The sequence below is a fragment of the Paenarthrobacter sp. NCHU4564 genome (genome assembly GCF_052156435.1).
In the GTDB taxonomy this organism is placed as follows: Bacteria; Actinomycetota; Actinomycetes; order Actinomycetales; family Micrococcaceae; genus Arthrobacter.
This window is the reverse complement of sequence record NZ_JBQLIS010000013.1, coordinates 97,374-116,843: the sequence shown is the minus strand read 5'-3', so window position 1 is coordinate 116,843 and position 19,470 is coordinate 97,374. Positions and strand designations below refer to the sequence as shown.

Here is a 19,470-nt window from a genome sequence, read left to right as displayed (position 1 = left end):
GATCAACCCAACCAGAGCCAAGAACAACGCCATCAAACAACTCAACAACCTCGGCTACAACGTCACCATCACCCCGGCCACCGCAGCCTAACCCACCACTACTTTCGTACTAGTTGGGTCAGCGGCGGAGGCTCTCCGACGGCAGTTCCCCGAAAGTCTGCAGATAGAGCGCCGAGAAGCGGCCCTGATGCGTGAAGCCGCACAACTCGGCAACAGCGGTGACGGACTGTTCGCGGGGGTTCGCGTCCAGGAGCATCTCGCGGGCGCGGTCAAGCCGGATTGAACGCAGCAACTCCGACGGCGTTGCACCCGTTTCGGCCCGGAGCGCGGTCTGCAGGGTCCGGACGGAAACACCCAGGCACTCGGCGATGTCCGGCACCGTCAATTCCTCGAAGGCGTGCCGTTCCAGCAACTCCCGGCACTGGCGGACAATCCGGCTTTCTGATTCACCAGCGCGCACCTCCGGCGCCGGTGGTTCCATCGCCATGAGCAGCCGGGACATCATGCTGTCCGCCAACAGCCCCTGCACGAAGACGGGCGCGGCAGCCGCCGGCCTGCTGATCAGGTCGTCGTGAAGTTCGACGACGGACCTCAGGAAAGCGCGGCCGCTTCCACTCGTGAGGTCCATGCCGTAGCCCAGCCCGCCGACTTCCCGGCCGTACAGTTCCAGCGCTACCCGCTCCAGCGCAGTACGGCGCACGTAGACGATGAGGTGCGGACTTCCACTGTCCCAGGACATCGAAAACGGCCTGTCGATCGGTGGCACCGTGGCCATGCGCGGCGTGGAGTCAACCGTCTGCGCCCCTACCTGCATCGACGCATGGCCCGCCAACGGGATCTGGACCAGATGGAAATCCTGCAGCCCCTCCGGATCAATGCGAACATCTGACCCATAATCCAGGAACTCGATGCCCACATCCCCACGGTGCATCGAGCGCAGCTTCATCTCCACGGCGGACGTCCTCGTCCGCGGTGCCAACTCATGGCTGCAGAACAGCGCGGCAATTCTGGCGTGAGCCTCGTCGACGTCGTTGGTAGCCGTCGTCGGCTGCCCGCGAAGTACGTCGCGGGGAAGCATCTTCACCATCCAACACCTGCCCTACGAGGTCATTTCACGGGATTTTCGCTTTTCGGATGATCTCCTCGCCCAGCGGATATCCCCGGCTGCAGCCGCTGCCTAGAGTCGCTTTCAGGACAAGTATGACCCAGCTCACAACACCATCACAACGTTGAAAGGAAGGTGGGAACAGTGAAGAACATCAAGCTCGTCCACGATCGCCGCGAAGAGTGGGACAGGAGCCACTTCGCCTTGTGGGCGGCTGAACTCCTGCGGAAGGACACCCCGCTTACTTCAGCGCCGTGGGAAGGGTGGCACCAGGAGGACGAGGACTCTGCGCAGATCGGATAGCCGCTGCGCCAAGTGGATATTCCGTGCATGGTCCGGCGCCTAGAGTCACTTTCAGAGTAAATATGACGCACGTCATATTTACGTAACACGACCATTGACCAAGAAAGGCTTGCCATGCCGGAACTGAACGGCAGAACTGCGATTGTCACCGGAGGTGCCACCAAGGTAGGACAAGGGGTGGTCACCGCCCTGCGGGATGCCGGCGCAACAGTGGTGGTCGCCGATATAAACCCCGACGGCGGAACCCTCACCAAAGCCCTCGGAGAAGGAATTCACTACGCCCACACAGACATCACCGACGATGCCGCCCTGGGAGAACTCATCGAAGAAACCGTGGCACGGCACGGAAGCCTGGACATCCTCGTCAATCTGGCGTGCACCTACAAGGACGAAGGAGCCGCATCAGGCCGGGCGGACTGGCTGGAAGCCCTCAACGTCAACCTCATCAGCGCGGTGATGGCGGGCAACGCAGCCCGGCGACACCTGGCAAAGTCGGGACACGGCGTGATTATCAACTTCACCTCGATCTCCAGCTCCGTCGCCCAGACGGGCCGCTGGCTCTACCCCGCCAGCAAAGCGGCACTGGTCCAGGTCACCCGCAGCATGGCCGTGGACTTTGCCCCGGATGGCATCCGGGTCAACTCGGTCAGCCCCGGCTGGGTGTGGAGCAACATCATGGACACGCTCAGCAACGGGGACCTGGACAAAACGGACGCGGTAGCTGCACCTTTCCACGCACTCAAGCGGGCAGGCCGCCCGCACGAGGTGGGTGACGTCGTCGCCTTCCTCGCCGGCGACCAGGCAAGTTTCGTCACCGGCGCCGATTGGGCCGTCGACGGCGGCTACTCCGCCTTGGGTCCCGAGCGGGCCGAGGAAACTATCCCGCTCCTCGCCGCAGAATGATCCACTCAAACGAGAAGAAAGAGCCAACACCATGACGCAACGCCACATCACGATCGTCGGTGCAGGCCAGTCGGGCCTCCAACTGGGCATCGGCCTGTTGGATGCCGGCTTCCAGGTCACCACCATCTCCAACCGAACGCCGGAGGAGATCCGCAACGGCAAGGTCGCTTCCAGCCAATGCATCTTCCATGACGCCTTGGAACACGAGCGGGCCCTGGGGCTGGATTTCTGGCCCGACGCACCCACGGTGGACGGCATTTCCTTCACCATTCCCCACCCGGAATTGCCCGGCGAAAAGGCCATCAGCTGGGCCTCCAGGCTGGATAACCACGCCAAATCCATCGACCAGCGCGTCAAGTTCCCACGGTTCATGGAGGAATTCACCCAGCGCGGCGGAGAGCTGGTGTTCGAGGACGCCGGCGTCGAGGACCTGGAACGGTACACGCAGAACTCGGATTTGGTGATCGTGGCAGCGGGCAAGGGCGAGATCGCCCAACTGTTCACCCGCGACGCCCAACGCAGCACCTATGACACCCCGCAGCGGGCCCTCGCGCTGACCTACGTCAAGGGCCTCACGCCCCGCGAGGACTACTCTGCGGTCTCCTTCAACCTCATCCCGGGCGTGGGCGAATACTTCGTCTTTCCGGCACTCACCACCACAGGGCCCTGCGAGATCATGGTGTTCGAAGGTGTTCCCGGCGGCCCCATGGATGTCTGGAAGGGCCTCACTCCCGAGGAGCATCTGGAAACGTCCAAGAACATCCTCAAGACTTTCTTTCCTTGGGAAGCCGAGCGGGCCAAGGACGTGGAACTGACCGACCCGAACGGCATCCTCCAAGGCCGCTTCGCCCCCACCGTCCGCCACCCGATCGCTACGCTGCCCAGCGGCCGGCAGGTACTGGGCCTGGCCGACGTCGTGGTGTTGAACGATCCCATCACCGGGCAGGGCTCCAACAACGCGAGCAAGTGCGCGGCGTCCTATCTGGACAGCATCGTCCGCCACAGCGGACCGTTCGACGCAGGTTTCATGCAGGCCACTTTCGAGCGCTACTGGGACTATGCACAGCATGTCGCCCAATGGACCAACGCGCTGCTGGCCCCTCCCCCGCCGCACGTCCTGGAACTCCTGGGCGCAGCCAACTCCGCCCCGGAGATCGCCCACCGCTTCGCCAACGGGTTCAACCACCCGCCGGAGTTCCAGGAATGGTTCATGTACCCGGACAGGGCTGCCGACTACCTGGCCAGCCTTGAGGCCGCCAAAGTTTTATAGCACACCCCTGCTACTAAGGATCCACCATGCGCAGCATTGCAATCAGCGGAGCCGGCGAATCCGGCGCCCAATTGGCCCTGGGCCTCCAACGGGAGGGCTACGCCGTGACGCTGTTCTCGGACCGCTCCGCCGCCCAGATCCGCGCCGGAAAAGTCATGTCCAGCCAGTGCATGTTCTCCACGGCCCTCGACGCAGAGGCCCAAATGGGAACAACCCCGCAGGTCACCGGAGCGGCCCCTCCCATCACGTCCATCAGGGTCCACGTGGCCCATGAAGGCGAGGCCATCGAATGGGAAGCTTCATTGGACGGCCCGGCCAGGTCGATCGACCAGCGCATCAAGAGCGCGCATTGGATCGATCGCTTCATCGCCGCGGGCGGGGACTTCCGGATCGAGAAAGTCACGCCCCGGATGCTCGAGGAACTGTCCCGCGGCTACGAACTCGTCATCGTCAGTACCGGCAAGGGTGAGATCGGCCAGGTCTTCCCCCGGGACAAGGCAAAGTCACCTTTCGACCGTCCCCAGCGGGTCCTGGCACTGAACTACGTGACACCCGGCGAAGAGGACGACGGCGGGGCTGCCGCCGCCGTCCGGATGTCGATGGCACCCGGGGTGGGCGAGTTCTTTACCTTCCCGGGCCTCACAGTCTCCGGCCCCTGCCGCATGATGGTGTTCGAAGGCGTGGTGGGTGGCCCCCTGGACTGCTGGACCGGCGTCGTAAGTCCTGAAGCGCAACTGGCCAAGTCGCTCGAGGTTCTCCTGGAGCATTTCCCGCATGAGGCAGACGCGTTCCGGGACGCAAAGCTGACCGACGACGGCGCCACGCTCCTGGGACGCATCACCCCCACGGTGCGTTCCGCCGTGGCTGAACTGGGGAACGGCAGGCTGGTCTTCGGGCTGGGCGATGCCGTGGTCCTCAACGATCCGCTGACGGGGCAAGGCTCCAACAATGCCACGTTGGCGGCAAAGTACTACCTCGACTCGATCGTCCGGCGCGGCCGGCAACCCTTCGACCGGGAATGGATGGAGCGGACTTTCGACGAGTTCTGGCGCGGCTGGGGTCAGTGGTCGGTTGCATGGACCAACGACATGCTCAAGCCTCGACGCGACCACCAGGTCACCTTGCTGAAGGAAGCCGCGGAGCACCCGGCCTTGGCGGCAAGCATCGCTGCTGGCTTCGACGACCCGCGGACGTCCTACCCCTGGTGGTTCGATCCAACGGCGGCAGCTGACTTCATGCAGGCACGGAAGGAAGAGGACTCCGCCGCTTTCGATGTCCGCGATTTCCGCAATGCACTGGGACAGTTTGCCACCGGCGTCACGGTGGTCACCACAGTCTCGCCGGATGGCCGCAAGGTCGGCATGACGGCGAACTCCTTCACCTCCGTCTCCATGGAACCGCCGTTGGTGCTGTGGTGCCCCAGCAAACGCGCTCCCAGCCTCGCTGACTTCGAAGAAGCCTCACACTTTGCCATCAACATCCTGGCCAGCGACCAGCACGTCCTGTCCAGGCAGTTCGCCACCCCGTCCCCGGACAAGTTCGACGGCGCGGAGACCACCGAGGGCATCGCCGGGGTGCCCTTGCTGGACGGCGCGGTTGCAACATTCCAGTGCCGCACGGTGTCGCGCCACGACGCGGGCGACCATGTGATCTACGTTGGCGAAGTGGAGGAATACACCAGCGACGGCGGTTCTCCCCTTGTCTTCCACAGCGGTAAGTACCACGCGACGGCCAGCCACCCGGACTTCTGAGAGGACCCATCCATGAACGATGTTGCCGTCATAGGCTCCGGTATCAACTCGCTGGTGGCCGCCGCGGAACTGGCGATCGCCGGGCAGCAGGTTTGCCTGATAGAGCAATCGGACCGCCTGGGTGGCTTCATCCACTCCGGCGAAAGGACGCTGCCCGGGTTTATCCATGACTCGTTCTCTTCATGGCATCCGCTCTTCGTATCCGGCGGAGCTTATACCGCTTTGGGGAGTGAACTGCACGCACGGGGTCTGGAGTACTGCAACGCCTCCACGGCGGTGGCGGCCTCGGTTGCCGCCGATCCAACGGGCGGGCACCGGGTTGTGATCGCACACCGTGATCCGGCCGTGACTGCTGCGGCGTTCAAGGAACCAGGGGACCAAAAAGCCTACCTCGCGATGCTCGATGACCTTGGGCATCATTCCGGAACCGTGTTCGGGGCCTTCGGAGCGGAGTTGCGTTCCCTGAAGGACCTCGTGAAACTGGGATTCGGTGCCCTCCGCACAGGTGGTGTCAAGGCAAATGAGCTGTTCATCCGGGATGCCCTGATGAGCGGCCGCAACTACCTCCGCAGCCGCTTTGACGGCTGGGAAGTGGACCAGCTGTGGTCTCCTTGGCTCCTGCATGCCGGGCTTGGTCCGGACCAGGCAACGGGCGGGGTGATGTTGCCCGTCATGGCGATGACCATGCACGGCTTCGGCCTTCCCGTGGTGAAAGGCGGGGCCTCACGGTTCGTAGAAGCCTTTGAGTCGCTGCTGCGTGATCATGGCGTCCGGATCATGCTGGGCGCCGAGGCCCGGGAGATCCTTTCCGTTTCCGGCTCGGTGACCGGCGTGCGGACGTCCCGGGGGATTGTTCCGGCGGCTACTGTGCTGGCCAACGTGTCGCCGCAGGCCCTCTACACGCGGCTGCTGCCCGGCGCCCCGGCCGGGCTCGCCGCGGGTGCCCGCAGGTACCGGAACGGCCGTGGTGCCATGCAGATCCACCTTGCCTTGGATAAGCCGGTGGAGTGGCTCGACCCCCGGCTCAACACGGTCCCCCTGATCCATATCAGCAACGGAGCCGACAGCACGGGCGTCGCCTGCGCCCAGGCGGAGGCGGGGCTGTTGCCCGCCGAACCCACCATCGTGGTGGGCCAGCAGTACGTGCTCGACCCGTCCCGGGCTCCCGAGGGCAAGGCCACGCTTTGGCTGCAACTCCAGGAGGTACCGTTCTCGCCCGTAGGGGACGCGGCGGGCGGGCTCTCCGTGGCCGCAGGCTGGACTCCGGAGCTCAAGGAGGCGTACCTGGAACGCGTCCTTGACCGCTTGGAACAATTCGCCCCCGGAACCCGGGCAAGCGTACTCGCTTCGGACATCATCGCCCCCACGGACCTCGCGGCTGCCAATCCGAATGCAGTCCACGGCGATCCCTACGGCGGTTCTGCGGAGCTCTTCCAAAACCTTTTGTGGCGCCCGTTCCCGCAGGCCGCTGGGCATCAAACATATATCAAGGGTCTCTGGCACATCGGCGCGTCGACCCACCCGGGACCGGGCCTGTCGGGCGGGTCCGGCCACCTTGCGGCGCAGCGCCTTACAACCAAACGATCCAAGAACACCACGCGATAGGAGAACAAATGTCTGTTCTGGCCGGGCTCACAGCAGCCCTTTCGAATGGCTCGGTGGAGATTATCGACCTCACCACCCCGCTCAGCTCCGAAACACCCATCCTGAACCTTCCGCAGCCGTTCGCGAACACGGTTGGATTGTCCGTCTCACCGGTCAGCAATTTCGACGACGCCGGACCGGCCTGGGCGTGGAACGACGTCACCGTAGGTGAGCACGCAGGGACGCACCTGGACGCCCCGGTCCACTGGATCACCGGCAAGGACGGCAAGTCAGTGGACAAGATCGAACCCCATCGCCTGGTGGGACCGCTGGTGGTGATTGATAAGACAGCCGAGGCGGCGGACAACCCTGACTTCCTGCTGGAACCGGAACACTTTGAGCAGTGGCAGTCCGAGCACGGGTTGTTCCCGGAAAACTGCTGGGTCATCTTCCGCACGGGATGGGCGGCCCGTGGCGGGGACGCTGCAGCTTTCGTCAACGCGGACGACGCCGGTCCCCACACTCCCGGGGTCTCCGCGGCGGGTGCCAAGTGGCTTGCGGGCAACGCATCGATCAGCGGTTTTGGCGTGGAAACCGTGGGCATCGACGCCGGGCAGGCCGATGCCTTGGATCCGATGTTCCCGGTCCACTCCTTCCTGCTGGGCGCGGACAAGTACGGTGTGACGTCCCTGCGGAACGTGGACCGGCTCCCCGTCACGGGCGCCACATTGGTGGTTGCCCCGCTGCCCATCGTTGGTGGCACGGGAAGCCCCAGCCGCGTGTATGCGCTGGTAGAGCACGCATGAGCGCGGAACTGGAATCGGTCAGAGTTTCCACACTGGTCGGACGAACGTTGGCCAAGCTCGGCGTCGGGCATGTCTTCGGGGTGGTGGGCAGCGGCAACTTCGATGTCACCGGCACGCTCATGGCCGAAGGTATCCCCTTTACGGCTGCACGGCACGAAGGTGGTGCCGCCACCATGGCCGACGCTTACGGGCGGATGTCCGGCAAGGTGGGCGTGGTCACCACCCACCAAGGCTGTGGACTCACCAACGCGATTACGGGCGTAGGAGAAGCTGCCAAGAGTCGCACCCCCATGATCGTCCTGACCGCAGACACCCAGGCAGCCGCCACCAGGTCCAATTTCAAGATCGACCAGGATGCCTTGGCCCTCAGTGTCGGGGCGGTGGCCGAAAGGATTCATTCGCCCGCCTCGGCCGTCGCGGATACGGTCCGGGCATTCCGCACGGCCGTCAACGAACGGCGCACCGTGGTCCTCAGCTTGCCGCTGGACATCCAAAGTGGAACCGCCGCAGACGAGGTGGGTGCCGCCGTCGTGCCTGTCCCTTTGAAGGTGCGGCCGGACGTTGCCGCGGTTCAGCAGCTGGTGGCGTTGATCGCCGGGGCTGACCGGCCGGTGTTCGTGGCCGGGCGTGGCGGACGGGGTGCCCGGGAGGAGATCCTGGCCCTGGCTCGGCATGCCGGTGCCTTGGTGGCTACTTCCGCGGTGGCGAGCGGCCTGTTTAACGGCGATCCGCACAACCTCGGAATTTCCGGGGGCTTCTCCTCGCCTGTGACCGCGGAGCTCATCAGTGGAGCCGACCTGATTGTTGGATGGGGCTGCACGCTGAATATGTGGACCATGCGGCACGGGCGGCTGATTTCGCCGGGCACCAAAGTGGTGCAGATCGACGTCGAGGATGCCTCGCTGGGTGCCAATCGTCCCATCTCGCTGGGCGTGCTGGGGGATGCCGCCCTGACCGCCACGGATGCTTTGGCGGCGCTGCGTTCCGTGCAGGCAGAACCGGTGGAAAAGTACCGCACGGAGGCCAATGCGACGGCCATCAAGGAGCGCTCGCGCTGGCGCGACGTCGCCATCCAGGATGTGTCGACCGAATCACGGATCGACCCACGCGTCCTGACCCGGGAACTGGATTCGATGCTGCCCATCGAGCGGATCGTGTCCGTGGATTCAGGCAACTTCATGGGCTATCCCAGCCAGTACCTCGCCGTCCCGGATGAGTTTGGGTTCTGCTTCACACAAGCATTCCAAGCGATCGGGTTGGGCCTGTACACGGCGATCGGGGCCGCCGTGGCGCAACCGGGCCGCTTGCCGGTGCTCGGTGCCGGCGACGGCGGTTTCCTCATGGGCATCAGCGAACTCGAAACCGCTGTCCGGATGAAGCTGCCGCTGGTCTGCATCGTGTACAACGACGCAGCGTACGGGGCAGAGGTACACCACTTCGCATCAGGTCATCCCGAGCAGGACCTGTCCAGTGTCGTGTTCCCGGACACGGACATCGCAGCAATCGCGCGGGGGTTCGGGGCGGAGGGTGTCACTGTAAGGACCGTGGGCGATCTGGCCGCAGCCCAGCCGTGGCTGGAGGCGTACGCTGCCGGAACGCAGGACAGGCCGTTGGTCATCGACGCCAAGATCGCCTCCGACGGCGGATCGTGGTGGCTGGCTGAGGCATTTCAGGGCCACTAAGCCCCGGGCTTCCCCAACTGGGTCGCAGTTAAGCGCGTTATGAGCCCTCAAAACGCGCTCAACTGCGACCTACTTGGGTGCTTAGGCGTCCACTTCCGTGTTCACGATGTACACATCGCACGGCGCCCCGTGGGCCACGCTGTTCGCGATGCTGCCCAGGACGCGGCCCAGGCCCTTCATCCGCTTGTTGCCCACCACGATCAAGGAGGCGTTGTGCGTCTCCGCGTAGTTGATGAGGGCGTTCGCCGGAGTGCCCCGGGCGGCGTAGTACTTAACGCTGTTGCCGGGGATGTCCAGGTCTTCGGAAACCTTACGCGCCACGTACTCTGCGGAGTCCGCCGAAGAAACCGTAATGCGGTCGCTGCCACTGCCGAATTCTTCGATGCGGTCATCGGAGAAACCGCTGATGACGTGCAACTCGGCGCCGAGCGCAGTAGCCAGCTTGGCTGCTGCCACGGCCGCACGCTTGGCTGTTTCACTGTTGTCAACGCCGACAACGATTACTTCTGGCATGAGTTCTCCTCATTGATGGATTCATGGGTGGTGCTCCACAGCAATTTACACGCCATCACGCCCGCCAGGGATCCCTCCCGTCAGTGTGTTTACGGTGCGCCGATACGGGTAAGGGTAAATCATCGAAAACGATCACTGACCGGAAGGCAAGATCATGAGCGACCCAGAGTTTTCACCGCAAACCGCCATTGTCACAGGATCGGATTCAGGCATCGGCCGGGCAACCGCCGTTGCCCTGGCCAAGGCAGGCCTGGACGTGGGCATCACCTGGCATTCGGACCAGCAGGGCGCCGAGGAAACCGCCGAAGAGGTCCGCAGCCTGGGGCGCAAGGCAGTTGTACAGCAACTCGACACCACCAAAGCGGCGGAGACTGCGGCCGCCGTGAACCAGCTGGCCGACGAACTGGGCGGCGTGGATGTGTTCGTCAACAACTCGGGCACAGGCGACGGCACCAAGTTCCTGGAACTGGACTACGCCACCTGGATGTCCACCCTGGACACCAATCTCAACGGGGCCTTCGTGGCGATGCAGGCCGCGGCCAAGCGCATGGTCCAGGCCGGCAGAGGTGGCCGGATCATCGCCGTCACGAGCGTGCACGAATTCCAGCCGCGCGTGGGGGCGTCGGCCTACGACGCCTCCAAGCATGGACTGGGCGGGCTGATCAAGACCATGGCCCTGGAACTTGCCGAGCACGGGATTACCGCCAACAACGTGGCCCCTGGCGAAATCGCAACGCCCATGACGGGCCAGGAAGATGAGGATCCGCGGCAGAAGGAACGCCCCGGCGTGCCCCTGGGACGCCCCGGTGATGCCCGCGAAATCGCCGCCGTCATCGCCTTCCTGGCATCCCCGCAGTCCAGCTACGTCACCGGCGCTTCCTGGCCCGTGGACGGCGGGATGCTCCAGATGGGGCCGCAGGCCGGCTCGCATATTACGGGCAATGACTGGCGGGAAAGCTAGGCCCTGCCAACCTCTGGCCGCACGGTAATCCGTGGGCTAGTCTGCATGGACGACCTGCCTGGCGGGTCTGATTTACCTTTCCAAAGATTCGTAAGACGTTGATGAGGAGCACCATGGCTGGCCACACATATAGCGTTTCCGAAATTGTAGGAACTTCCACCGAGGGTGTGGATGACGCCATCAGGAATGGCATCGCGACCGCCTCGCAGACGCTGCGGCACCTGGACTGGTTTGAAGTCAAGGAAATCCGTGGCCACCTTGAGGACGGCGCGGTTGCCGACTGGCAGGTCACCATCAAGCTTGGCTTCAGACTGGAACGCTGAGCTACCCGCCCCGCCCCTCGCCGAATTGACAGTTGATGCCAATGTTTTCAGCAAACATTGGCATCAACTGTCATCTCGGCGGGCGGGCTCGGGGACCTCGGCCTGGGTGGCCACGCCGCCGAAGCTGCTGAGCAGCGTCAAAGCGTCCGACGACGGCGAGCCGGCCTTCGCGGAATACACCCTCAGCAGCTGGTCGGGATCGTCCGGGAGACCGAGCGTCTCGAAGTTCAGTTCCAGGTCCCCCACCACCGGGTGGTGCAGCCGGATGATACCGGCGGAGCGGGTGGCGACCCGGTGCCCGGCCCACCATTGGCGGAAATGCTCGCTGTGCACGGCAAGCTCGCCCACCAGCTGGTTGGTCCGGGGATCGTTGGGGTGCCGTCCGACATCCATGCGCAAGGACCCCACTGCCTCCGCGGCCACCGTTTTCCAGTCCCGGAAAAGGTCCCGCGCGGCGTCGTCGAGGATCGTCCAGCGGGTGAGGTTCCGTTCGGTTGCCGGCATGGAGGAGAAATCCGTCAGCAGCAGGCTGGCCATGCGGTTGGCGGCCAGGACGTCGGCCCGCCTTCCGAGCACCATGGCAGGTACATCCCCGACGGCGTCCAGCAACTGCCGCAGGGCAGGCCTCACTTTTTGCGCGGGGCCGGGGTTGGCGGCAGAACTTGCACAGTGCTCCAGGAGGTCCATCATGTGCGCGTGCTCACCGGTGTCCAGCCGCAGTGCACGCGAGACCGACTCAAGCACCGCTTTGGAAGGGTGGATGTTCCTGCCCTGCTCAAGGCGGGTGTAATAGTCCGTACTCACGCCGGACAGCCTGGCCACCTCTTCGCGGCGGAGCCCGGGTACGCGGCGGGAACCGCCGGACTCTGTCGCCCCGGCGTCCTCGGGAGAGAGCCTGGCCCGCATGGCTTTGAGGAACTTGCCGAACTCAGCGCTTTGACCCATCCGTCCATTTTGCCGCCCCTGGCCTGCCAAAACCACACCAGTGGGTAGGACTGGCAGACCTAGGAAAAACAGAATCAGGCAGAACTGCTGACTCCGTGCACAAAACTGAATAGGCTCATGAAAGAGCCGTCCGAAAACGCTTTCACACAGACCGCCCACCGGTTGCCCCGTGGATTCGGAAGGACCACACTTTCTACCTCTTAAGGAGACCCTCATGGCAGAGCTGACCTTGAACAACGGCGTCACCATTCCCCAGCTCGGATTCGGTGTCTTCCAAGTGCCTCCGGAAGAGACGCAAAAGGTGGTGGAAGACGCTCTCGAAGCCGGATACAGGCACATCGACACAGCTGCCGCCTACCGCAACGAAGCCGGCGTGGGGGCTGCCATTGCGGCTTCCGGCATCCCCCGCGGGGAGCTCTTCGTCACCACCAAGCTTCGTAACGGCGAGCAGGCCGAAGCTTACGACGCTTTCCAGCGCAGCCGTGACGCCCTGGGCCTGGACGTTGTTGACCTGTACCTGATCCACTGGCCGGTCCCATCGCAGGGCCTCTACACCCAGGCCTGGAAGGAAATGGAGAAGCTCTACCAGGACCAGCAGATCCGGGCGATCGGCATCTCCAACTTCCTGCCCGACCATGTGGACACTTTGCTCCGCGAGGCCGACGTTGTCCCGGCAGTGAACCAGATCGAGCTTCACCCCACCTTCCAGCAGGCTGAGCTTGCCAACAAGTGCCGCGACCTGACAATCGCCGTGGAGGCATACAGCCCCCTCGGACAGGGCAAGGACCTGAACGCGGAGGCCGTCGCCTTGGTCGCAGCAGCCCATGAAACCACCCCGGCGCAGGTGATCCTCGCCTGGCACCTCGCCCAGGGAACGATCGTGATTCCCAAGTCTGCAGACTCGGCACGCATGCGGGAGAACTTCGGCGCGGCGGACCTCACCCTCACGGAATCCGAGCTCGCCGCCATCACCGCCCTGGAGGCGGGAGCCCGCATTGGTTCCGATCCCGCCGTCGCGGCCTTTACCCAGCTCTGACCCTCAACGCGAAGGACCCACCACCATGCAGTACACGCACCTCGGCCGCTCCGGCCTCAAAGTCTCCCGCCTCTGCCTGGGCACCATGAACTTCGGCCCCAAGACCGAAGAAGAGGCCTCGCACTCGATCATGGACTCCGCCCTGGATTCGGGCATCAACTTCTTCGACACCGCCAATGTTTACGGCGGCACCGAGCACCGCGGCTGGACCGAGGAGATCATCGGCCGCTGGTTCGCCAAGGGCGAGGGGCGGCGCGAACGGACCGTGATTGCCACCAAGCTCTACGGCACCATGACCGACCGCCCCAATGAATCCAAGTTGTCTGCACTGAACATCCGGCGAGCGCTGGATGCAAGCCTGAAGCGCCTGCAGACCGACTACATCGATATCTATCAGTTCCACCACATCGACCGCGATACTCCGTGGGACGAGATCTGGCAGGCTATCGAGGTCGCGGTCCAACAGGGAAAGATCCTGTATTCGGGCAGCAGCAACTTCGCCGGTTGGCACATTGCGCAGGCCCAGGAGGCGGCACGCCGCCGCAACTACACCGGACTGGTCAGCGAGCAGTCCATCTACAACCTCTTCCGCCGGGAGTTGGAGCTGGAGGTCATCCCCGCAGCCCAGGACTACGGTCTTGGACTGATTCCCTGGTCACCGCTGCAGGGCGGCCTGCTGGGTGGTGTCCTCAAGCAGGAGGAACAGGGCGTCCGCCGCACGGAAGGCCGGGCCCTGGAGACCCTGAAGAAGCACGAGGACCAGATCCGGCAGTACGAGGATTTTGCCGACGAACTGGGACACGCACCCGGCGATGTCGCACTGGCCTGGCTGCTCCACCAGCCGGCGGTGACGGCACCGATCGTCGGTCCCCGCACGCAGGAACAGCTGGACTCGGCCATCCGCGCCCTGGATGTCACGCTGAATGAAGATGCGCTCAAACGGCTGGATGACATTTTCCCGGGCCATCGCACCGCTCCGGAAGACTACGCCTGGTGAGCAACATCCTGTTCATCGGCGGGACGGGCGTCATCAGTGCGGCGGCGGCTGAACGCGCCGTCGCACTGGGCCACCGGCTGACCATCCTCAACCGAGGGCGGTCAACCGGGAGACCGGTTCCCGAAGGTGTGGAGATCCTGCACGCCGATATCCGCGACGCCGCGGCGGTACGTGGGGTACTTGGCGCACAGGAGTACGACGCCGTTGCGGACTTTATCTCCTACACTCCGGAGCAGGCTCGCACGGCCTTGGAGTTGTTCCGCGGGCGGACGGGGCAGTATGTCTTCATCAGTTCCGCTTCGGCGTACCAGAAACCGCCAACCACCCTGCCGATCCGGGAGTCCACGCCCCTCAAGAACCCGTTCTGGCAGTACTCCAGGGACAAGATCGCCTGTGAAGAGCTGTTCTATGAGGCGTACCGCGAGCAGGACTTTCCCGTGACCGTGGTCCGGCCATCCCATACCTATGACCGGACCAAGATCGCCATGCTGGGTGGCTGGACGGACATCCACCGGATGCGGGCCGGACTCCCTGTCCTTGTCCACGGCGATGGCACGTCGCTTTGGACATTGACCCACAGCCGTGACTTTGCCAAGGCCTTTGTCGGTTTGCTGGGTCGGCCACAGGCCATTGGCGAGAGTTACACCATTACTTCGGACGAATATTTGCCGTGGGACCAGGTGTTCCGCTTGTTTGCCCGCGCCGCTGGTGTTCCGGATCCCGAGCTCTTCCATGTTTCCTCGGAGACGATTGCGGCCCACGCCCCGAAGCTTGGGCCCAACCTGCTGGGTGACCGTTCCCATTCCGTGGTCTTTGACAACTCCAAGATCAAGGCTTTGGTACCGGATTACCGGGCCACGATCCCGTTTGCGGATGGCGCCCGGGAGATTGTGGAATGGCACGACCAGCACCCGGAACTTCAGGTGGTGAAGGATGACCACATGGAGCTGAGCGACCGCCTCTACCAGTGGTCGCAGCGTCAATTGTTGCCAAGTACCGCTTCACCAGCGTAGAAAAGCAAGGAACCTTTCTTTTTCGCCACAGCTAATACGCACAGCCACTTCACCCAGCTAGAAGGAGATCGCGCCCATGGCCCAAGCCCCGCTCGTGGAACTCAACGACGGCCACAAAATCCCGCAACTGGGCCTGGGCACCTGGCCCCTGGATGACGCAGAGGTTGCGCAGGCTGTAGCTGAAGCCGTCTCGCGCGGATACCGCCACATCGACACCGCCGTGAAGTACGGCAATGAGACCGGCGTGGGCAATGGAATCCGGAACAGCGGCGTGGACAGGGAGGAACTGTTCATCACCACCAAACTCGACGGTGAGTTCCAAGGCTCCGGCAAAGCCGTCGCCGGCCTTGACGGCTCCCTGAAGCGCCTCGGCCTGGATTACGTGGACTTGTTGCTGATCCACTGGCCCCTGCCCCGCCGCGACGAGTACATCTCAACATGGAAGACTTTTGAGGAACTGCAGGCCTCGGGGAAGGTCCGTTCAATCGGCGTCTCCAACTTCAAGCCCACCCATCTTGACCGACTGTTCCGCGAAACCGAGGTGGTGCCTGCGGTCAACCAGATCCAAGTGAGCCCGTCCATTCCCCGTCCGGCCGCCCGCGCCTTCAACGGCAACCACGGGATCGTAACCGAGTCCTACAGTCCCCTGGGCGCCAGGAGCGACCTCCTGAACGCCCCCGCCCTGGCGGAAATCGGCCACAAACATGGGAAGACGCCGGGCCAGGTGGTCCTGCGCTGGCACATCCAGCAGGGACTCGTGGCCATTCCCAAGACCTCCAATCCCCAGCGGATGGAAGAGAACCTGGACATCTTCGACTTCCAGCTGGACCAGGAGGATCTCACCGGACTGCAAACCCTCGACGCCGGGCCAGACGCCGGCGTGGACTCGGACGTACAGGGGCACTGATCATGAACACGCTTATCTGGACCGGCTCATACACTGCAGACCGCAACGCCAACGGCAAAGGGATCGGCGCGATCAGCGTGGACTCGGATGGAAAACTGACATCGCTGGGTCTCGCTGCAGCCGCCGATTCTCCGTCCTTCCTGGCCAAGCACCCCACCCTGCCGGTCATCTATGCGGTCGCCGAAGAGGGCCAGGTAGTCCAGGCCTACCGGCGGACACGGACCGCTGAACTGGAACCCATGGGCAAGGCCTGGCACTCGGGCGAGGCCACGTGCCACGTCGCCGCCGATCCCCACGGGCGCTTCATCATTGCCACCTGCTGGGGTGATGGCCAGGTGGTCCTCTACGAACTTGACGACGACGGCGCCATCACCTCGCGCACGAGCGCGGAAGCCGCCGTCGACCCTCACCAGACCGGCCCCACCGATGACCCGCGCCCCAGCAGGGCGCATTCGAGCCACATGCTCCCGGATGGCCGGATACTCACCACGGACCTCGGCCACGACCTGGTGCGGGTGTGGCGCTACCAGCAGGGAACGGGTTTGGTGCCTGACCACCAGGTGGTGCTGCCCAAGGGCTCAGGCCCCCGGCATATGGTCCGGCATCCCAGCGGCACGGTGTTCATCGACACCGAGTACTCCGTTGAGGTAGCCGCAATCCGCGCCGAGCCGCAGGGCGTTTACGAACTCACCGCGATCGTCCCCGCCAGCGTGAACAAAGCGTTCGACGGCGACGCTGCGGCCGAGATTGCCCTCTCACCTGACGGCCGGTTCGCTTATGTGGGCGTGCGGGGCTCCAACCGCATCTGCATCCTGAAAGTGATTGACGGCGGAACCGCGCTGGAACCGCTGGCGGACGTGCCCAGCGGCGGGGACTGGCCGCGCCACCATCTGGTCCACGGCGAGTGGCTCTTGGTAGCCCACGAGGGGTCCGATGACGTGGTCAGCTACAGGCTGGATCCGCAGACCGGCCTTCCGGACGGACCCGTCAGCAGGGTGGAAACCGGCTCACCGAGCTTCCTCATGACCGCCCATTAAAACTGGCGAGATGGCATTAAGTGCCAATGCTCCGCTCAAACATTGGCACCTAATGCCATCTCGGTGGTGTTTCAGGCGGCCCAGACCTCAACGTCGTCGGTGCCGCAGATGAGCTTGCGACCGGTGGGCTCGAGGATGACCCAGAGGAGTTCCTGGTGCTGGGAGACATCGTCCACCCGGCCGGTCCCGGCACCCCAGGCGACGTCGTAGATCCAGACGGGGTCGCCCGTTTTCAGGCTGGTCCATTCCGATGCCGGGACGTGCTGGTAGTCCTCGGGCCTGCCCAGGGTGGCCCGGGTCATGCCGTGACGTCGGCGGAGACCCGGCGGCGCCACACCGTCGGTACGCCATTGTGGGCCGGAAGGACGTGGCCTTCGGGGAACACCTGGACTGCGTCCGGTTCGGAGTCCGGGCTCCATACACCCGAAGCCGGGCAGTGGGAACCAGTGGGCATGACGCGGGTGGCTCGTTCGCGCAGGAGGGCGATGCTCTTCATCGTTGAAACTCGTCCTTGGTAGTTCTGGCTCTGCGGGTGTGAAGCAGATCTCCTCAACCCTATGAAACTCCCAAGGCGTTTGTTATAGGCAATTGCACAAGGTTTCTGCACGGTGGTATGCAATTGACCAGCATGGTAAGGGCGGGTCCCGCAGCACAACGGAAAAGTGGCTGCGGGCCCACGAGATCCGGGCTATTTGTAACTCAGGCTCATCAGCATCTCCTTGAGTTGGGCATACTGTTCGGTGCCCATCCAGGCCTTCGCTGCCGCGGGGGTGGCGAAGGTGGGTTGCTTCTCGTAATCGAACAACACACGTGCAGTCATGAAAAGGCTTGGCGTCATGACCAGCGGTGGACCCGAGCCCATCTCACCGTCTTTGAACTCCCCTGCAATACGAACATCCATGAAATAGTAGGCGCTGCTCTCCGACCAGGACTCTGTAGGAGTCGGCAGGCCTTGGCTGGTGTGGGGCAGGATGATGTCCGAAGCGAATCCAAACTCCGTAGCCCGTCCCGAGCTGTCTGTAAGTCCAGGGACCACAGCCTTGTCCAGGACAGTCCTTCTGACCCAACCGCCCGTTCCTCCGCCGTAGGAGCCGCTGGCTACAAAGGCCACCTCCGCACCGGAACTGTCCATGATGGTCGCGTTCACGGCACCTGCCTTCGTTTCCTCCGTCAGGTAGGCCCCCTGCCCGGTCTTAACCGTCCAATCTGACGGGTACGCGAAGGACAAGTGGCCGTCCGGAAAGGTGAATGTCTTGAGCGCCGGCGCCTGGACCGGGGGAACTACCGGAAGTGTGGTGGCCACTGCCGGCACGGTGGGCGTCGGCACCTGGGCGGGCTCCGGCGTCGTGCTTGCCGAAGGCGTTGCGGAAGGCGTGGGGGTGGGTGCGGCAGTGACCGACACCGTGGGTGACGGCGTGCTGGTTTCCATAGTGACCGCCGGCGCAGGAGTGGAACTGACCTGGCCGAAGTTGGCAGCCACCAGCACGCCCGCCGTCACGGCCGCTGCCCCTAAGAGCAGGCCGCCCGCGATCCGGGCCTTCCGCCGCCGACGATCCTCCAGCGAGGGGACACCCCGCAGCGGTTTGGCGTCGCTGTACATCGTGGAGCCTGACAGCATCCGGTGCAGCGCTTCCTGCCCATCCGGCTCCGTTCCCGGTTCGAACGGGTCGATTGCGGCAATCTGGTTCTTGATCGGATCCATGTCAGACCCCCAACTTTTCTGTAGCGGATGCGGAACCTGCAGGCAGTTGTTTTTGGAAGGCTTTGCGGGCGCGGTGCAGGCGGACCTTGGCGGCCGACTCGCTGCACTGGAGGACCCCGGCTATTTCGGCAGGGCCCAGTCCGTCCCAGTAAGCCAGCTGAAGGATGTCGCGGTCCTGCCCACGCAGGCGGTCCATGGCGTCCTGGACCATCGCGTTGCCGGAGTCAGGACCAAAGCGTTGGACCGCCGTCGTCCGCAGTTTTTCCTGGAGTGCCGACTGACGCTCGCGGCTGCGGTAGGCGTTACCCACCAGGTTGCGGGCGATCCCGAGCAAGTAGCCGAGCTCGGGCCGGGTATCGTCCGACCACTTCTGCCAGACCACCCGGAATACATCGGCGGCAATTTCCTCCGCCACCTCCAACGACTCAACGCGTCGGCCAACAAATCTGAAGACGGCTGGGTAGCTGTCTTTGTGAATGGCGATAAACGCCAGTTCGCGCTCGGAAAGCACGATTCCCCCTGATAAATAGAGCCCGGAACTGCAGGATACCCATATAGTTTCCGGCCCCCCTCCCGCGGTTACACGCGCCCAGAAAATTCTGCGGAAGCGACCGTCTCCGACGTATAGTCAA

The 19,470-nt window shown here is 64.0% G+C and carries 21 protein-coding genes; 14 read left to right on the top strand and 7 right to left on the bottom strand.

Translation table 11 applies throughout. The features are described 5' to 3' along the window. Positions 1-118: 118 nt before the first annotated feature. Positions 119-1,087 carry an AraC family transcriptional regulator gene (locus tag ACSVIE_RS14460; RefSeq protein ID WP_426005406.1) on the bottom strand — a complete coding sequence of 323 codons (969 nt, stop codon included), beginning with the start codon at positions 1,085-1,087 and terminating at the stop codon, positions 119-121. A 162-nt stretch (positions 1,088-1,249) separates the two neighbouring features. Here ACSVIE_RS14460 and ACSVIE_RS14455 point away from each other — a divergent pair, with 162 nt between their 5' ends. The 7 genes from ACSVIE_RS14455 to ACSVIE_RS14425 all read left to right on the top strand — a co-directional run bounded on the left by ACSVIE_RS14455 (position 1,250) and on the right by ACSVIE_RS14425 (position 9,404). Next, entirely contained in the window at positions 1,250-1,408 is a 159-nt protein-coding gene (locus tag ACSVIE_RS14455) for a hypothetical protein (protein ID WP_426005405.1), read from the top strand. A gap of 114 nt (positions 1,409-1,522) precedes the next feature. Next, entirely contained in the window at positions 1,523-2,311 is a 789-nt protein-coding gene (locus tag ACSVIE_RS14450; protein WP_442424274.1) for an SDR family oxidoreductase, read from the top strand. Between the two features lie 31 nt (positions 2,312-2,342). Next, positions 2,343-3,581: a styrene monooxygenase/indole monooxygenase family protein gene (locus ACSVIE_RS14445; protein WP_442424273.1), complete on the top strand. Its 1,239-nt coding sequence runs from the start codon at positions 2,343-2,345 to the stop codon at positions 3,579-3,581. 26 nt (positions 3,582-3,607) lie between these two features. Beyond that, positions 3,608-5,332: a flavin reductase gene (locus tag ACSVIE_RS14440; RefSeq protein ID WP_442424272.1), complete on the top strand. Its 1,725-nt coding sequence runs from the start codon at positions 3,608-3,610 to the stop codon at positions 5,330-5,332. Positions 5,333-5,344: 12 nt separating this feature from the next. Further along, positions 5,345-6,937: a phytoene desaturase family protein gene (locus ACSVIE_RS14435; RefSeq protein WP_442424271.1), complete on the top strand. Its 1,593-nt coding sequence runs from the start codon at positions 5,345-5,347 to the stop codon at positions 6,935-6,937. 8 nt (positions 6,938-6,945) lie between these two features. After that, positions 6,946-7,722 (top strand): cyclase family protein, encoded by a 777-nt coding sequence (locus ACSVIE_RS14430; protein ID WP_442424270.1) that lies wholly within the window; start codon positions 6,946-6,948, stop codon positions 7,720-7,722. Beyond that, positions 7,719-9,404: a thiamine pyrophosphate-binding protein gene (locus ACSVIE_RS14425; RefSeq protein ID WP_442424269.1), complete on the top strand. Its 1,686-nt coding sequence runs from the start codon at positions 7,719-7,721 to the stop codon at positions 9,402-9,404. The genes ACSVIE_RS14430 and ACSVIE_RS14425 overlap by 4 nt, the downstream gene beginning before the upstream one ends. Positions 9,405-9,485: 81 nt before the next feature. On the opposite strand, the gene ACSVIE_RS14420 is transcribed toward ACSVIE_RS14425, so the two are convergent. Beyond that, positions 9,486-9,917: a universal stress protein gene (locus tag ACSVIE_RS14420; RefSeq protein ID WP_426005395.1), complete on the bottom strand. Its 432-nt coding sequence runs from the start codon at positions 9,915-9,917 to the stop codon at positions 9,486-9,488. Between the two features lie 154 nt (positions 9,918-10,071). On the opposite strand from ACSVIE_RS14420, the gene ACSVIE_RS14415 reads away from it, so the two are divergent. Then, on the top strand, positions 10,072-10,878 hold the full coding sequence (locus ACSVIE_RS14415; RefSeq protein ID WP_442424268.1) for an SDR family oxidoreductase: 807 nt from the start codon (positions 10,072-10,074) through the stop codon (positions 10,876-10,878). A gap of 113 nt (positions 10,879-10,991) precedes the next feature. Further along, positions 10,992-11,201 (top strand): dodecin, encoded by a 210-nt coding sequence (locus tag ACSVIE_RS14410; protein ID WP_426005392.1) that lies wholly within the window; start codon positions 10,992-10,994, stop codon positions 11,199-11,201. A 63-nt stretch (positions 11,202-11,264) separates the two neighbouring features. Here the strand turns inward: ACSVIE_RS14410 and ACSVIE_RS14405 are convergent, their stop codons facing one another. Beyond that, the gene (locus ACSVIE_RS14405; protein ID WP_442424267.1) at positions 11,265-12,146 is read right to left on the bottom strand and encodes a helix-turn-helix transcriptional regulator; all 882 of its coding nucleotides are present in this window, start codon (positions 12,144-12,146) and stop codon (positions 11,265-11,267) included. A gap of 214 nt (positions 12,147-12,360) precedes the next feature. On the opposite strand from ACSVIE_RS14405, the gene ACSVIE_RS14400 reads away from it, so the two are divergent. The 5 genes from ACSVIE_RS14400 to ACSVIE_RS14380 all read left to right on the top strand — a co-directional run bounded on the left by ACSVIE_RS14400 (position 12,361) and on the right by ACSVIE_RS14380 (position 17,136). Further along, the gene (locus tag ACSVIE_RS14400; RefSeq protein ID WP_426005390.1) at positions 12,361-13,182 is read left to right on the top strand and encodes an aldo/keto reductase; all 822 of its coding nucleotides are present in this window, start codon (positions 12,361-12,363) and stop codon (positions 13,180-13,182) included. Positions 13,183-13,207: 25 nt separating this feature from the next. Continuing rightward, complete coding sequence (locus ACSVIE_RS14395) at positions 13,208-14,179, top strand: aldo/keto reductase (RefSeq protein WP_442424266.1); 972 nt, start codon at positions 13,208-13,210, stop codon at positions 14,177-14,179. Next, entirely contained in the window at positions 14,176-15,192 is a 1,017-nt protein-coding gene (locus ACSVIE_RS14390; protein WP_442424265.1) for an NAD-dependent epimerase/dehydratase family protein, read from the top strand. The genes ACSVIE_RS14395 and ACSVIE_RS14390 overlap by 4 nt, the downstream gene beginning before the upstream one ends. Positions 15,193-15,268: 76 nt before the next feature. Next, on the top strand, positions 15,269-16,099 hold the full coding sequence (locus ACSVIE_RS14385; RefSeq protein ID WP_442424264.1) for an aldo/keto reductase: 831 nt from the start codon (positions 15,269-15,271) through the stop codon (positions 16,097-16,099). 2 nt (positions 16,100-16,101) lie between these two features. Next, positions 16,102-17,136 carry a lactonase family protein gene (locus ACSVIE_RS14380; RefSeq protein ID WP_442424263.1) on the top strand — a complete coding sequence of 345 codons (1,035 nt, stop codon included), beginning with the start codon at positions 16,102-16,104 and terminating at the stop codon, positions 17,134-17,136. Positions 17,137-17,207: 71 nt separating this feature from the next. Here ACSVIE_RS14380 and ACSVIE_RS14375 read toward each other — a convergent pair whose 3' ends face one another. The 4 genes from ACSVIE_RS14375 to ACSVIE_RS14360 all read right to left on the bottom strand — a co-directional run bounded on the left by ACSVIE_RS14375 (position 17,208) and on the right by ACSVIE_RS14360 (position 19,349). Next, positions 17,208-17,438, bottom strand: a complete 231-nt coding sequence (locus tag ACSVIE_RS14375) for a hypothetical protein (RefSeq protein WP_426005380.1) — start codon at positions 17,436-17,438, stop codon at positions 17,208-17,210. Further along, the gene (locus ACSVIE_RS14370; protein WP_347109223.1) at positions 17,435-17,632 is read right to left on the bottom strand and encodes a hypothetical protein; all 198 of its coding nucleotides are present in this window, start codon (positions 17,630-17,632) and stop codon (positions 17,435-17,437) included. Before ACSVIE_RS14370 ends, ACSVIE_RS14375 begins: the two co-directional genes overlap by 4 nt. Before the next feature lie 192 nt (positions 17,633-17,824). Then, positions 17,825-18,838, bottom strand: coding sequence for a hypothetical protein (locus ACSVIE_RS14365; protein WP_442424262.1), 1,014 nt, complete (start codon positions 18,836-18,838; stop codon positions 17,825-17,827). Position 18,839: 1 nt separating this feature from the next. Then, positions 18,840-19,349, bottom strand: a complete 510-nt coding sequence (locus tag ACSVIE_RS14360; protein WP_442424261.1) for an RNA polymerase sigma factor — start codon at positions 19,347-19,349, stop codon at positions 18,840-18,842. Positions 19,350-19,470 lie beyond the last annotated feature (121 nt).